This window comes from Vibrio sp. 10N.222.52.C12 (assembly GCF_041474215.1).
GTDB lineage: Bacteria > Pseudomonadota > Gammaproteobacteria > Enterobacterales > Vibrionaceae > Vibrio > Vibrio crassostreae_C.
In genome coordinates, this window is the sequence record NZ_JBFRTR010000004.1 from 22154 (window position 1) to 37309 (window position 15156).

Below are 15156 nucleotides of genomic sequence, written 5' to 3' on the forward strand. Positions count from 1 at the left end.
TGAACCATGCTCTCGAAGATCACCCAAACCAGATATTGTAGGGATTTGACAACAATTCATGATTTAAAAGAGTAAAAGGGTTATACATAATAATGTGTTATCTAAATTACTGAAATTATCATGACGCTCAAAGAGATCCTTAAAATTCCCAATGTCCGCTACTTCTTAATGTTTCGAAGCAGCTACTTTGCGCGTTTTTACTACCCTATATTCACCCTACTTTATTTAGATTACGGGCTAACTCTTTCTCAATTCGCGATGCTCAACGTAGTGTGGGCAGCCACCATTGTGCTTGCTGAAGTACCGTCGGGTGCATTCGCCGATACCTTAGGCCGCAAGAAACTGGTGGTGCTGTCTTCGATTGTGATGTTTGTTGAGATCGCAATGATCGCCTTAGTGCCAACCGGAAACCCCGACTTGGTGTTCATAGTCTTTCTGATTAACCGGATTCTCAGTGGCTTAGCGATGGCACTGGCCAGCGGCGCCGACGAGGCATTGGCTTACGACACCTTAAAAGAACAAGGTAATGAAGAGTTGTGGCCGCGAGTGCTGCAAATCCAGCTTCGTGTCGCCTCAACGGTCGGTATCTTTGTCACGCTGATTGGTGCGGCGATGTACGACGTGAACTTTATGACGAACATCTTTCATTTCCTTGGACTAGCCGAACCAGAAAGCACTAAAGACCTGATGCGTATTCCTGTGTTCGCCACCCTATTTGTAGCGATGATCGCCATCTATGCCGCGATTAATATGCGCGAAGAGAAAAAGGTGATGCCAAGCGACCAAACCAAATTGGCAACCACCATCTCAAGTCTTAAATTGACGATCGATGCGGGTAAATGGGTATTCGCTACACCTTACGTGCTGTTCATCTTGCTCTACTACAGCCTATTCGAACACACCTCACGCATGTTCCTAACCATGAACAGCCAATACTATCTGGCGATTGATATTCCAATTATCTACTTTGGTTTTATTGGTGCGGGTATAAGTTTGCTTAAGATTATATTGGCAGGACAAAGCCGAAGATTAGCAGAGAGTATTGAGCCTAAAACCTTCATTGTGGTCATGGGTTTAGCAAGCATGGCGACTTATTACTGGATCAGTTTAGGTTGGTCGATTTACGGGGTCATTCCGGCGTTGGTGTTAATCTTTATCATCATGACGATGAACATTTTCATCAGCTACCACCTGAATAAAAAGACCGAATCGCACAACCGAGCCACCGTTCTTAGTTTCAAAGGTTTAATGTTTAACCTCGGATACGGGCTGATCGGGATCTTGTACGCTTACTACTATAAGTTGGTGTCTCAGGGCTTCACCGAACAAGAAATAGAACAGAACCTTGCCTTCTTGGCCTCACTGTCTTCGTTTTTCTATTACTTCACCTTACTGTTCATTTCGATCAGCGCGCTGTTCTATTTCAAAAACAAGAAACAGCCGATCTTCTGAAGAAAGCATCGAACTGTTGAAGATATCTCTACTGCCGAATAGAGAATAAAGGTGAGCCTGTGGCTATAAACAGATAATGACACTTCTTATCAAGTGATTTTTTGTTAGTATCACCACCAAATTACATAACACATGGACGCGTCATGTCTTTTAGTTGGATAGCCTTTACTCTCCTTGCCGCCTTTAGCCAATCTTGGCGCAATGCCTTTCAAAGTAAATTAAGTGGCACCATGAGCGTGGCTGGCGTAACGTTAGCGCGATTTATTTGGGCTAGCCCTATCGCCCTTATTTACCTCTGCGCCCTCTATCAATGGCAGCCCGTATCCGCACCGGATTTTTCGGGTGAGTTTGTTTTCTATATTGTTGCTGCCGCCATCATGCAGATCCTCGCGACCGGCTTAATGGTGATGCTCTTCAAGCTCGAAAACTATGCGATAGGCGCAGGCTTAGCCAAGTGTGAAGCCCCCGTATCTGCTGTGCTATCCGTATTGTTTTTTGGTACTGCTTTGACACTAACAGGTTGGGTCGGCGTACTTATTGGTACTTTAGGCGTGCTAATCATGAGTAGCGCTTCTGGCTGGCGAAGCTTGTCCCCGAAAGTGTTCTTATTAGGTATGGCGTGTAGCACCGCCTTTGCTTTAACGTCTCTTTGGGTACGGGAAGCAAGTTTGAGCATAGGGTTGCCCTTCCCTCATAGCGCTGCTTGGGTGCTGTTCCTCGTCATTTCCCTTCAGACAGTGATTATCTGTACGTATCTCTTTTTCAGAGAACGCGACACGCTGCGCCTGATATTCAAGAAGTCGAAACTAGTCATCATGACAAGCTTAGCGAGTGTTATCGGTTCTCTGGGTTGGTTTAGCGCGATGTCGCTTCAAGCCGTGCCGTACGTAAAGACACTCGGGCAAGTCGAAGTGATCTTCATGGTGTTGATATCCTATTTCTGGTTAGGGCAAAGCATCGCGCGCAAAGACATTCTTGCGCTCATCTTGCTTTCTATCGCAGCAGTATTGGTTATGTGGCAGTGACGAGCTCGTTAATATGACTAGGACAAATTGAAGTCATATTGCGACCGTTTGTTTTCGCTTGATATAACGCTTTGTCGGCTCGGCTAATAAACCCATTCCAACTCTCATGCGGGTGAAGCTGAGCAACACCAAAACTCGATGTCAGAAACATCTCATGTTCTTGTACTGCTGATACCTCTGAAATAGACAATCGTAACTTGCAGGCAATAACCTGAGCTTGTTGGAAATCGACATTAGGCAATAAAATCATTATCTCGTCTCCGCCAAAACGAAACGCACTGGCTTTAGGCGATGTTTTTATCGCACTTTGAACCATTTCAGCAAAAGACTTGATCACGAGGTCACCTACAATGTGTCCGTGTTGGTCATTGATCGACTTAAAATTATCAATATCCATCATAATGGCACTAACAGGTGCAGTTTCCGCCTGCTTCATGATAACTGGAACCATCTCATCTAATGCTCTGCGGTTTCCCAGTACCGTTAGAGGATCGCTGTAGGACAGCTCGTGAATAGAACTAAGCAACCTTGCGTTAATCAGCCAAAGCATTGTAAAGCTCATCGACACAATAAGAACGATGCTCACTAAAAAGGCAAGTTGATGAATGAGAGTGGCCGCCATGAAATCCTGGAGCTCAGTTGAAAATAGCGTCACCACAACTCGAAAAACCATAAACCCGCCATATATCGTAAATGACAAGGCCATCATCCGAATACCTAGAGTCAAGTCATCACGCCGGCCCTTTAATACCGCAAAGGCAGTGCAAAGAGTCACAAAAGCCAGATATAAACTAATGAGGATAATTCGAGCCTTTATGGAAGGCTCATAGAACGTGAAGTAAATAAAACATGGCAAAAGAGCCAACATCATTAGACTACTGAGGTAGGTGCATTTGAGAGAGTATTCTCGAAACAGACATAAGCTATACAAGGCGAGATGAAAACCAAGCGCAATGACCATATTGGCACCAATAACGGTGACCCAATCAGGGAACTCCCCTCTTAGGCTCAACATCAACGGCCCAGTTCCGATAACAAATATTGAAATGGAAAAGATTGAAAGCCCTTTAATGGACTGTTGAGTGAATTGAAATAACAACAAGCCAATACAGTAAATGAAAGAGAACAAAATAATAATAAAATTAAGTGTTCTCATATCCAGCGAAAAACCATCCATGATTTTCTATCTTCCATACGCAACCAAATTTCAACATGGTCAATAATCATGCAAACCACAAAAACATTCACCATGTGAATCTTTTTATTTTATAAAAAAAGGGGGTAGATCACATATGCGGAGATTTTTATCGCATGAGTCCATGATGTGGATAGGCATGTAACACTCGCCCTCAATATTGCTTCATAGCATCACCGAATCTACAGGCTTCTTCACTCGTTACTTGGTTGAACGACAACTGTCTGGCATTATGCGCCCAAGAAATCTCTAGGGGCTGTTGACCTTAGTTATTATACAGCAAAGAATGAACGAAGGTAGTCAGTGGTAGAAAACAGCCAACAATTAAGTGACCGTTACGACGAACATGGTTACTTTGTTATCAGAAATTATTTCAATGAAGCTCAAATTGCATCGCTTAGAAAAGTCGTGCTGAAATTTCATGAATCATGGAAAGCAGACAACGAAGAATTCTATAAAGAAGAAGCATTTAACTCGTCTTTAATTACGGGAAGCGAGTATTTGCCTGCCGACGATAGAAGCGTGCTTTTCGACTTCATCAGCTCGAAACAAGTGATGGATGTGGTTGATGCGGTGATTCCGAACAAGCCGGCATTCATGAATACACAGCTGTTTTTCAACCCAGTAAACCCGCAGCAAAAAGACTTCTGGCATCGTGACTGTCAATACGACTACGACATTGATGACCAGATGAAAGTCATCATGGAAACCCAAGTATTGCATCTGCGAGTGCCCCTTTTTGATGAGCCCGGCATGGAACTTATCCCCGGCACGCACAAACGTTGGGATAACGAAGAAGAGTACAATGTTCGCCAAGAAGAAAACGGCAAAGTGAGCAGCGATGACATCTCTGGTGGTAAGCAGATACCGTTAGCCGCAGGTGACTTATTGGTGTTTTCAGCGGATATGATCCACCGAGGCCGATATGGCTTGGATCGTTTGGCTTTGGATATTTTGATCTTCGATTCGGCGGCAGACTATGTCGACTACGTTGATGACGACTGTTTACCGACGCCAGCTATGTTAAGCAATATTAGCGACCCAAGGTTGTTTATGAACACGCTACACTTAAAATCAATGCAGTACTCATAATCCATAAAGGTGCCCAAACTATGACTGACACTAAGCAAAATACCCGAATTAGCCAGTTCCGTTTCGGTCAGCCAAAAGAATCTCTCAAGTTAGAACATGTCGCTTTAGGGGTACTAGACAAAGATAAAGTTCGCGTACAAATTGAAGCGACTAACATCAACCCTAGTGATCTGTTGTCGATTTATGGTGTGGGCCAATACAAACATAGCCATCAGCCGCCGAGAGTACCGGGATTTGAAGCGGTAGGAAGGATTGTAGAATCCAGCAGTGCTGAGTTTATAGTGAATCAACGAGTGCTTGTGGCAACCAGTGGAACATGGCAGAACTATGTCGATGTATCACCAGATGATCTGTTCCAAATTCCTCAACATTTAGACAATGGCTACGCCTGTCAGTTGTACATTAATGCGCTAACCGCATGGGTGCTAACGACAGAAATAGCCAAGCTGACCCAAGAGGATGTGTTGATCATCAACGCGGGCAGTTCAGCCATCGGTAAGATCTTCTCCCAGTTATCAGCATCACTCGGCTTCAACATCATTGTCGTTACATCACAGCAGACACAATACCCTGCCACTTCCTGTTGGGTGATAGATGCGAACGCTGATCTAGTTTCTCAAATTAAGGCATTAGGCTTGCCTATGCCAACCGTTGCCTTTGATGCGATTGGCGGCTCACCCGGAACCGAGCTTGTTCACACCCTTGGCAACAACGGGCGCTTTATCAACTATGGGACGCTGTCGTTGGATTTTTACGAGCCACGCTTCTTTGAGTACGCGAAAAACCAACACATCGATTTCAGCACCTTCTTCTTGCGTTATTGGGAGGAAGCAGAAGGTAAAGATGTTCGCCGTGATAAGTTCACGACCATGCTAGATCACTTCATCACAAACGACATTCAGCTCGACGTTGACCGCTATCTACCATTCGATGAAGTGCAAACCGCGATTGATCTCATTGAATCGAAAACCACACGCCTAGAGGGCAAGATCATCTTACTGCCACAGTAAGTGAGAGTTGGACGATATATACCTTGTTTATTTCAACAGGCAAGACGTTCAACAGCTTACAAGCGTGCTTGTTAATACACCATCGCTTAGGAAGTTTGATTAAAGAAATCGAAGATTGAAAAGATAGCGAAGAGTTGTGGTGCATTTCTCCATAACTTAAGTGGTTACGAGATGGCCATGAATCACATTTATTTGAAACATCAATTAGTTATATCATTAGAAATATGATACTGATCACCCATAAGATAACCTCGATTCTATATGGTAGCGTCATACTTAAAACCACGATGTGAACATACTTATGAAAAGACACATACTATCAAGCGCCATCCTACTCTCTCTAGCCTTTCCCACCTTTGCAGCTGATGGCGATATACACGATGTCACGATACTGGGTACTTCAGATATCCACGGTCATTTTATGGCGTGGGATTACGCGGCAGATAAACTCAACACTCGTGGTAGCTTGAGCCAAATCGCGACCAAAGTTGGTGAGATCCGCAAAGAGCAATCTAACATTATCCTTGTCGACGCTGGCGATACCATCCAAGGCAACTTCGTAGAAACCTTCAAAGACGAGCCCGTTGATCCAATGATGCTTGGCTTTAATCACATGAAATACGATGTGTGGGTTTTAGGTAACCACGAATTCGACTTTGGCCTCAAAACCCTCAACAGGGCCGTTACCCAATTTAAAGGGCAGTCTCTCGGTGGCAACATCAAGAACAAAAACGGAAACCCATTCCTGCCTGGTTACACCATCCTAGAACGCGGTAGCATTAAGATCGGCGTGATCGGAATGGATACCCCAATGACGGAGGTCTTTGCGCAAGGTACCAACCGTTTAGAAGGCGTCACTTTCACTAATCCAACCTTGGAAGTGAAGAAAATCGTCAAAGAGATTGATGATAAAGTGGATGCCATCATATTGGTTGCCCATATGGGAATTGAGAACGAGAATGACATTGCCGACACCGGTGTCACCGACATTGCCAATGCAAACCCAGAGCTTGATGCCATCGTCGCTGGCCACATGCACACTCGCATCGATAAAGCCGTTGTAAATGGCGTTATTATTACTGAACCCGACAGATATGGCCGCGCCCTATCTCGTATCGATCTTCAATTTGAAGAGCGCGATGGCACATTCACTCTCGTCAACAAAGACAGCTTCACCTATAAAATTAAAGGTATCGACTCTGATGAGAATATGGACGAGTTATACCAGCCTTACCACAAACAACTCCGAGAAATGGCGAACAGACCTGTCGCTCAACTTACCGGCATTGATTTAGTCCCAGAAAACGAAATCCGCGGTATCCCTCAAGTCCATGTTCAAGACACAGGCATCAGTGCGCTATTCCAAGAAGCGAGCTTCTTCTATGCACCCAAAGCCAATGTCATTGCACTTCAAATAGACAACGACAATGCAGAGCTCGATGTTGGCCCAATCAAAGCCAAAGACATCGCGTACAACTACCAATACGCAGGTGGCGAAATCACTGTCTATCAGATGACAGGCAAAGAGTTAAGAACCTACATGGAATGGTCTGCGGGCTACTTCAACTCAGTACAACCTGGCGATGTGACCTACAGCTTTAACCCTGAACGTAGAGCTTCAAAATATTCGACCAATGACTTCTTCGCGGGCGTGACTTATACCATCGACCTCACTCAACCTGCAGGTACCCGCATCACCAACCTCGCGTTTGCTGATGGCACACCGGTTACTGATCAAACAGAGATCCGTATTGGTATGAATAGCTATCGAATGGGTCATCTAACCAAGAAAGGCGGCGTGCTAGAAGGTGAATCATTCCCTGTACTCTTTGATACGGAAGCAGAGTATGGAGAAGAAGCAGGCACGATTCGTAACATGACTATCAAGTATCTTAAAGAAGAAAAGAACGGCCAGTATGAGGGTAAGCCTCAACAACGATGGGCACTTTCTGGTTTAGAGAGTCGTTACAATGAACAGCGTGAGATCGTAAAATCATTGATTAATGATAAAACCATATCAATCCCAACCAGTGACGATGGCCGCTACACAAACATCGCTTCTATCAACGTAAAAGAACTGATGTTCAAATCTGACGAAGCCAAACAAGCAGCCATAACCACACGCGAAAAGAAACTGGCGCAGGCGACTGAGCAAGAGAGTAAGCAAATCAAACGCGAAATCACTCTGATTGAAGCGCTCAATTAACCCCTGACCTCAACCAATAACGACTTAACAACGCTTGGAGCGTGGTTAGGTCGTTTTTGTTCCCATTTTCCAACACCACATCTGTACTGAGTAAAACGGTTAATATTGGATGAATGATCTGCAAAGGCCAACTCATAGTTGGACAAAATCTTCTCAGCGAGTTTCCTAAATTAGTGATTTATGAATCACTTCAAGTATTGCAAACCTCCAATCAAGTGGCCAAATTCACTCAGCCACTACAGTACCACTACACGGTTGCTATAACGCCAACTCGTAAAGGTGATAAACGTCTTCACTGGTCAACGTTCTTGGGTTGCCTCCCATACAAACATCATCCATGGCTTTTTGAACCCAACCATCAATATCCGCATGCTTAACCCCAAGATGAGCCAGCCCAGAAGGGATACCCACTTCACGAGACAACGTGCAAATCAGGTCCACCGCTAATAGGGCTGCATTAGTGTCGTCTAACTGAGACGTATCCCCACCCATCGCTTCAGCTACTTCTCTAAACGCACTTGGAATCGTTTGAGCATTGAATGCGCTCACCACAGGCAGCAAGATAGCATTACAAACGCCATGCGCTAGGTTGTGTGTTGCCGAAGGCTGATGTGACAACGCATGAACCGCGCCTAATCCGGCTGAGTTGAACGACATCCCCGCTAAAAATTGCGCATCAGCAAGTGCCGACCGAGCTTCTATGTTCGCTCCATCCTTTACTGCCATAGGCAGCCATTTGGCAATTAGCTTAACCGCCTCGAGTGCGGTCGGAAGTGTTAAACGATGGGCGCCAGGAGTCACAACCGACTCAATGGCATGGGTCAGCGCATCCATACCCGTTGCAGCGGTAACAGAGGCAGGCAAACCAACCATCAATGATGGGTCGTTAACCGCAACATCTGGAATCTGTTTGGTGTCGACGATCACCATCTTAACGAGATTCTTCTCATCGGTAATCACCGAATTGGACGTCATCTCCGCCGCTGTTCCCGCCGTTGTATTAATAGCAATAAAGAACGCACCGCTATTCTTAACCAGGCCGACCCCATTATAATCGGTGATTTCGCCTTCATTTGATGTGACAATACGAATCGCTTTCGCACAATCAATAGGGCTACCGCCACCAACCGCAATCAAACAATCGCACCCGCTCTGTTGGTAAAACTCAGCACCTTGATTAACCAAACTAACGGTCGGGTTAGGGGTGACCTTATCAAAGGTGACATAATCGAACCCTTTATCATCGAGTGCACAATAAAGAGAATCTAATATCCCCAATTCAATAAGGTTTTTATCTGTCACTATCATTGCTTTTTTTACGGGTCGACAGTCCAACACTGCAACAGATTCTGCCACCGCACCTACGCCGGATAATGATAGTTTTGGTAAATTTAATGCAAACACCATAGTCATTCCTTTACGGTAAGAGCCCGACGGATCGGGCCGATATCAATTACTTCTCAACTCGCAATCCATACGTCTTGAACTTATCGAGTACATGATCCATCTCTTGGTTTGGAAGCACTGGAACGTCTGGCTGAATCGCTGCACACTTGAGATAAAGCTCAGCCAATACCTCGGTTTCATGTGCTAACCACAATGCTTTCTTCAGATTTTCACCAACGGTGATCATGCCATGATGTTGAAGAAGAATAGATTTACTTTGACGAATGCCAGCATCTACATAATCAGCCAACTTAGGAGAGCCAAAGGTAGCATAAGGTACACAAGGTATTTCTGCCGCGCCCGATGCTGCAACCATATAGTGGATCGCCTGGATTGGACGATTGAGTATAGACACTGCTGTCGCGTTAATGGCGTGGTTGTGAACAACGGCATGGCAATCCTCTCTCGCTTGGTAGCAGGTTAGGTGGAAAGCCCATTCGCTTGATGGAATTTTGCCTTCCTCAAATTCTCCGGATTCGCTTACAAAAACGATCTTTTCCGGTGTCAGATTCTCATATTCAATACCCGTTGGAGTGATCAATAAACCACCTTCATAGCGCACCGAGACATTACCTGCGGTGCCTTGGTTTAATCCCAGCTTAGTCATCTCTAAGCATGTATCGATAATGTCTTGTGCTAGTTCATTTCTTGTTATTGTCATCGTATTACTTCCTTAAGCTGGCGTTACGCCTTTCTTTAAAATGATGTTTCCGTATTTAGCGGTTTCGCCCGTCAGTACAACTGCAAAGCATTTTTCGGCGCGGTCGTAAAAATCAAAACGATCCATGTGTTCTAATGCAGGCTTGTCTTTCGTGGTCTTTGTGATTGCCGCCATGTATTTCGATTCAACTGTTGGGTCGAGCTGGTCACCCTCTACTGCTTGCATCATGATCAGCGGGCTTTGGCAGTACACGTCGAGCTCAAATAGCGGTATTGTGCCCTCTAACAGCGTATCGATATTCACGCCATCGGCTCTTAGCACCACATGCGATCCAAACGTCTCCGCAGGAAAATGGGCGTCGGCAAACAGAATTTCATCGCCATGCCCCATTCGACTTAATACGGCAAGCAGTTCTGGGCTTATTGCCGGATGGATTCCTTTAAGCATTGTGTATTTCCTCCAATAACTGGGCGTATTGTTCACGGCTCTCAGACGGGGTGATGACTTGGTAAGCAGGCTTCATATTTTCTTGGGCATGATTGGCATCAATAAATACCCCAGCCCCTGCAAAGGCATACATCGCTGCCCCCGTCACTGTGGCTTCAGGCTGTTCAACCACATGGATAGGGATGCCAACAACGTCAGCTCTTATTTGGTTCCACAGTCTATTTTTAGACCCACCACCCACCACCATTAAACACTCGGTATTTAAGCGACAAGTCGTGGAAAGATAGTGCAGACTGCTCTTGAGTTTGAAGGCCAGTCCTTCTAGAGCGGCGCGGTATATCTCACCCCTTGTGGCATTAATGGACAGGCCAGTAATCGCACCATTTCCTTTACCGTCACCACCAAGTAAAAAGGATGGATCGAACCTAACGCCATTTGCACCGATAGGGGCCGCTTCCCCTTCCGAAACCATCACCGCGTATTTACTGCTGCTCTCGGCAACATCCGTAAAGTAGGTGTTGGCGACCCATTCCATTACTGCACTAGAGAGCCATTGGATTGCTGGGTTAAACAAATCATTTTTAGCATCAAGCTCTGTTGTCATGCCCTCTTTGAGATAGTCAGGTTTTAACTGAGGACGTGGCGAACGAGCCATCAAGATCTCCCAAGTCCCTGAGCTTAAGAAAGACTGATTCTCTTTGGCACCAGAGCCGAACAAAGCAAACTGAGTGTCGTGACCTGCTGAAATCACTGGAACTCTGTTTGGAATGCCAAGCAGGAAGGCGACATCGTCTTTTAAACAACCCACTATTTCGCCCGCTTCAACCATGGGAGGAAAGTGCGCCTTCGTCAGCTCTAGGTACTGTAATACCCCTTCATTCCAGTCACCGCTGTCTAGGTCCGTCATCATCGACGTGCCAGCCATCGTTCGATCGGTTGTTAATTCGCCCGTCAGCTTTTGTGTCAACATCGACGAAATAAACACCCACTTATCCATATTGCTATAGACTTTTGGTTCGTTGTCTTTCAACCACTTAAGCTTGAATAAGGTATTGAACGAATAATCCCCGATGCCGTTGGTCAAATACAGTTCATCGCGGTCAATATCTTGCGAGATCTGGCTCATCACAGGCGCGGTACGAGCACATTTCCAAGAAATAATGGGATAGATCTGCTTTCCATCTTTATCGAAGGGCGCCCCGTCCACTCCAAAGGTAGTGACAGAAACGGCAACAATATCCGTCGAATTAATTTGAGCCATTACCTGCTTTGAACACTCAACAAGCTTTTTCCAAATCTGTTGAAAATCCCAAACATGTTTAGTGCCATTCTGTAGCGTTTCATTAGCAATATAGTGCGACGCAACAATTTCACCTTGCTGGTTAATCGCAATAGAGCGGACGTTGGTGGCTCCGCAATCAAGAATAATAGCAATCGACATAACTCACCCCTTTAAGGCCTACCCCAAGTTGGGGCAGGCAAAATTAGTTACCTATTGAATTACTTATAGATAGGGCCGAAGTTCTGACAAGCGCGATAGTCCTGTCCCTCAACATCCTGACCAAATGCAGACCAAGTATGCGGACGAAAGATGTCTTGGCTATCCACGTTATGCATCGATACCGGAATACGCAGCATTGCAGCGAGAGAGATTAAATCGCCGCCAACGTGGCCTGAAGTGATAACACAGTGGTTAGCGCCCCAGTTTGCCATAACGTCATAAACCGATTTAAATGCGCCTTGGCCAGTCAAGCGAGGGACGAACCAGGTCGTTGGCCAAGTCGCGTTAGTGCGCTCATTTAGGGTATTATGAACATCTTCTGGCAGTTCGATAGAGTGCCCCTCAGCAATTTGCAGCACTGGACCAATACCCGAGATAATGTTGATTCGATGCATAGTAAATGGCATGCCACCTTCAGTTAGGAACTGAGACGAGAAGCCGCCCCCACGGAAGTATTCTTCAATGGCTGGGCACCATTTCGTTGCATTTAGAGACGCTTCAACGTCGGCTTGTGTCAGTTCCCAGTGCGGTTTCATCGCCGGCTTACCATCAGCTGTTCTCGCTTTACCTGCCCCATCGAGCGCTGCTGAGCCAGAGTTAACCAGGTGCAAGAAACCGGAATCTGGGCGGGTCCCTGTCACACGCTCTACCGCATCTTCAGACCAGTAGGTACGAACATCATGGAAAACCTGAGCCTCACCCGTCAGTAGCTTACCAAACATCATATTTACGCCGTTCAACGCGTCGTTTTCTGTTGCCACACAGATTGGTTCACGAATGCCGTTCCAATCAAATGAGGAGTTCAAGATGGCCTCTGAAAAATCGCCATTGGGCAAATGATCGGTCCAATGACGCTGACCTTGGAAGCCAGCCAGAATAGCATTGTGTCCTAGCGATTCTTCACCAAAGCCTAGCTCTGCAAGTTTTGGGTTGCCTTGCATCAAATCGCGCATGATCATGGTCATCTTAATGACGGTATCCCAATCCTCTGCTTTACGCTCTTCGGTGAAAGGGGTGCCGTTATAATCTTTACCTTCTTTACACCAGTCTCGTACCCAAGCACGTGCCAGTTCAAACTCTTTCTTGTCATAGACTTCTCGATCCAAACGGCGTTTGATTTCTGTCATATCGACATATTCATTACGCATGCCCAGATACTTCTGGAAGAACTCAGGGTTAACCACAGAGCCCGCGATGCCCATAGATACAGAGCCCATCGAGAGATAAGATTTACCGCGCATTGACGCGACGGCTAAACCTGCACGGCAGAAGCGAAGAATCTTGTCCTGTACGTCACTTGGGATTGACTCGTCTCCTGCGTCTTGCACTTCTTTGCCGTAAATTGAGAATGCCGGTAAACCCACTTGTGAGTGGCCTGCCATCGCGGCGGCTAGGTATACTGCACCTGGACGCTCAGTACCATTGAAACCCCAGATGGCTTTTGGTGTATGCGGGTCCATATCAATGGTTTCTGTGCCATAACACCAACACGGTGTTACTGTCAGTACAAGGCCCACATTTTCACGTTTAAATTTGTCAGCCGTCGCAGCAGATTCTGCTACACCACCAATACAAGAGTCGGCAAGGACACACTCCACTTTCTCTCCGCTAGCATGGCGAATATTCTCTTGAATAAAATGAGCTGCGCGCTGAGCCATTCCCATAGTTTGATCTTCAAGAGATTCGCGTACACCCATTTGACGACCGTCGATGGTAGGACGAATACCGATTTTAACTAACTGTGACATCATTGATGTTCCTTATTATTTCTTTAATTCAGGGGGCAGGTTAATGCTGCCCCTGTGGATAATTCTTTACTTAACTTGGTAACCTTTTGCGCCGTAGTACACTAGGTAAACGAAGCCAATGAATGGGATAACAAATGCGGCACCAATGCCTGCTGCATCTGAGATTTGCCCCATGATGGCGGTTAGCAGTGCACCACCCAGGATTGCCATGATTAAGAAGCTTCCACCAAACTTTGAATCAGACCCTAAATCTCTCAGTGATAGCCCAAAAATAGTCGGGAACATCAGAGACATACATGCAGACACACCGACTAGTGCATAAGCTCCTGCTAACCCACCCACTACCATGATTACAGCGACTAAAATCGCAGCGATCGCAGCCAAAGCAGCAAGTAGTTTTTGTGGTTCAATGTGTTTCATCAGCGCGACACAAACCCAGCGCATGACAGAGAAAATCACAATAGATGTCAGTAGGTATGTTGATGCTTCTGCTTCTGTACCGCCGACTTCTTGCATCACGTAACGAATAGTCCATGACCAACAACCAATTTGCGCACCGACATAGAAAAACTGAGCTAACACGCCTTTGGTGAAGTGGCTTCGCTTGACAATACGGCGGTACGCCTGACCAAATGTAGACTCACCGGTAGTACTTGTGTCCTTTGCGGCCGGCATCTTAGTTTTAAGAATCAATAGCCAAATTAAAGCAATAACAACTGCTACGCCCATATAGGGCATCATTACTGCGTACAGTTCGTCAGATTGAATTTTCGCTAGTTCGTCAGCAGCCATGGCCGCACGTTCACTATCCGTTGCAGGGTTTAGTTGCGATAAGATGTAAAATTTGCCAATTAACACCCCAGTGATCGAACCAATAGGGTTACAAGCTTGAGCAATATTTAGACGTCGAGTTGCGGTTTCTTCAGGACCCATCGCTAATATGTATGGGTTGGCACTTGTTTCTAGAATGGAGAGACCGCCAGCTAGAACAAATAATGCCAGCAAGAAAGGTAAATATTCCATTGCTTGCGCGGCGGGATAAAATAGCAGTGCGCCGGTTGCAAACAATCCAAGGCCCAAAAGCACTCCGGCTTTATAACTGTATCGCTGTATGAAAAGCGCAGCGGGAAGAGCCAAACAAAAATAAGCGCCATAGAAAGCCGTTTGTACCAAACCGGATTGCATATCGGTTAAAGTAAATACTTTTCGAAACTGTGCAATAAGTACATCAGTCATGTTATTTGCCAAACCCCACATGGCAAAACAACAACATAGTAGCCAAAAAGCAAATTTAATTTCCTTTGGTATTACCTCTACTTTATTATTCCTCTGTGTTTCAGACGAACTTATATTGAGAGTATCATTCATAAGAT

General features: G+C 45.7%; 12 protein-coding genes. 5 read left to right on the plus strand and 7 right to left on the minus strand.

Annotated elements, in window-relative coordinates; translation table 11 throughout:
- Positions 1-120 precede the first annotated feature (120 nt).
- Together AB4623_RS00415 and AB4623_RS00420 are read left to right on the plus strand one after the other, a co-directional pair.
- The gene (locus tag AB4623_RS00415; RefSeq protein WP_017067925.1) at positions 121-1452 is read left to right on the plus strand and encodes an MFS transporter; all 1332 of its coding nucleotides are present in this window, start codon (positions 121-123) and stop codon (positions 1450-1452) included.
- Between the two features lie 143 nt (positions 1453-1595).
- On the plus strand, positions 1596-2477 hold the full coding sequence (locus AB4623_RS00420) for a multidrug transporter (protein ID WP_372099890.1): 882 nt from the start codon (positions 1596-1598) through the stop codon (positions 2475-2477).
- Here AB4623_RS00420 and AB4623_RS00425 read toward each other — a convergent pair.
- A complete protein-coding gene (locus AB4623_RS00425) occupies positions 2464-3654 on the minus strand; it encodes a GGDEF domain-containing protein (RefSeq protein ID WP_136981756.1) in 1191 nt (396 codons plus the stop codon). The genes AB4623_RS00420 and AB4623_RS00425 overlap by 14 nt on opposite strands.
- A gap of 321 nt (positions 3655-3975) precedes the next feature.
- On the opposite strand from AB4623_RS00425, the gene AB4623_RS00430 reads away from it, so the two are divergent.
- The 3 genes from AB4623_RS00430 (at position 3976) to AB4623_RS00440 (ending at position 7980) form a co-directional block, all read left to right on the plus strand.
- Positions 3976-4764: a phytanoyl-CoA dioxygenase family protein gene (locus AB4623_RS00430; protein WP_017059991.1), complete on the plus strand. Its 789-nt coding sequence runs from the start codon at positions 3976-3978 to the stop codon at positions 4762-4764.
- A gap of 20 nt (positions 4765-4784) precedes the next feature.
- Entirely contained in the window at positions 4785-5774 is a 990-nt protein-coding gene (locus AB4623_RS00435; protein ID WP_372145485.1) for a zinc-dependent alcohol dehydrogenase family protein, read from the plus strand.
- A gap of 301 nt (positions 5775-6075) precedes the next feature.
- Positions 6076-7980 carry a bifunctional UDP-sugar hydrolase/5'-nucleotidase gene (locus AB4623_RS00440; protein WP_372145487.1) on the plus strand — a complete coding sequence of 635 codons (1905 nt, stop codon included), beginning with the start codon at positions 6076-6078 and terminating at the stop codon, positions 7978-7980.
- Between the two features lie 258 nt (positions 7981-8238).
- Here the strand turns inward: AB4623_RS00440 and AB4623_RS00445 are convergent, their stop codons facing one another.
- From AB4623_RS00445 to fucP, 6 genes are all read right to left on the minus strand, one after another.
- A complete protein-coding gene (locus AB4623_RS00445) occupies positions 8239-9387 on the minus strand; it encodes an iron-containing alcohol dehydrogenase (RefSeq protein WP_017059994.1) in 1149 nt (382 codons plus the stop codon).
- 46 nt (positions 9388-9433) lie between these two features.
- On the minus strand, positions 9434-10081 hold the full coding sequence (locus tag AB4623_RS00450; protein ID WP_029236427.1) for an L-fuculose-phosphate aldolase: 648 nt from the start codon (positions 10079-10081) through the stop codon (positions 9434-9436).
- An 18-nt stretch (positions 10082-10099) separates the two neighbouring features.
- Positions 10100-10534, minus strand: coding sequence for an L-fucose mutarotase (gene fucU, locus AB4623_RS00455; protein WP_017059996.1), 435 nt, complete (start codon positions 10532-10534; stop codon positions 10100-10102).
- On the minus strand, positions 10527-11975 hold the full coding sequence (gene fucK / locus AB4623_RS00460; protein WP_372145489.1) for an L-fuculokinase: 1449 nt from the start codon (positions 11973-11975) through the stop codon (positions 10527-10529). Before fucK ends, fucU begins: the two co-directional genes overlap by 8 nt.
- Positions 11976-12034: 59 nt before the next feature.
- Positions 12035-13783: an L-fucose isomerase gene (locus AB4623_RS00465; RefSeq protein ID WP_029236428.1), complete on the minus strand. Its 1749-nt coding sequence runs from the start codon at positions 13781-13783 to the stop codon at positions 12035-12037.
- Positions 13784-13849: 66 nt separating this feature from the next.
- The gene (fucP, locus tag AB4623_RS00470; protein ID WP_017059999.1) at positions 13850-15019 is read right to left on the minus strand and encodes an L-fucose:H+ symporter permease; all 1170 of its coding nucleotides are present in this window, start codon (positions 15017-15019) and stop codon (positions 13850-13852) included.
- Positions 15020-15156 lie beyond the last annotated feature (137 nt).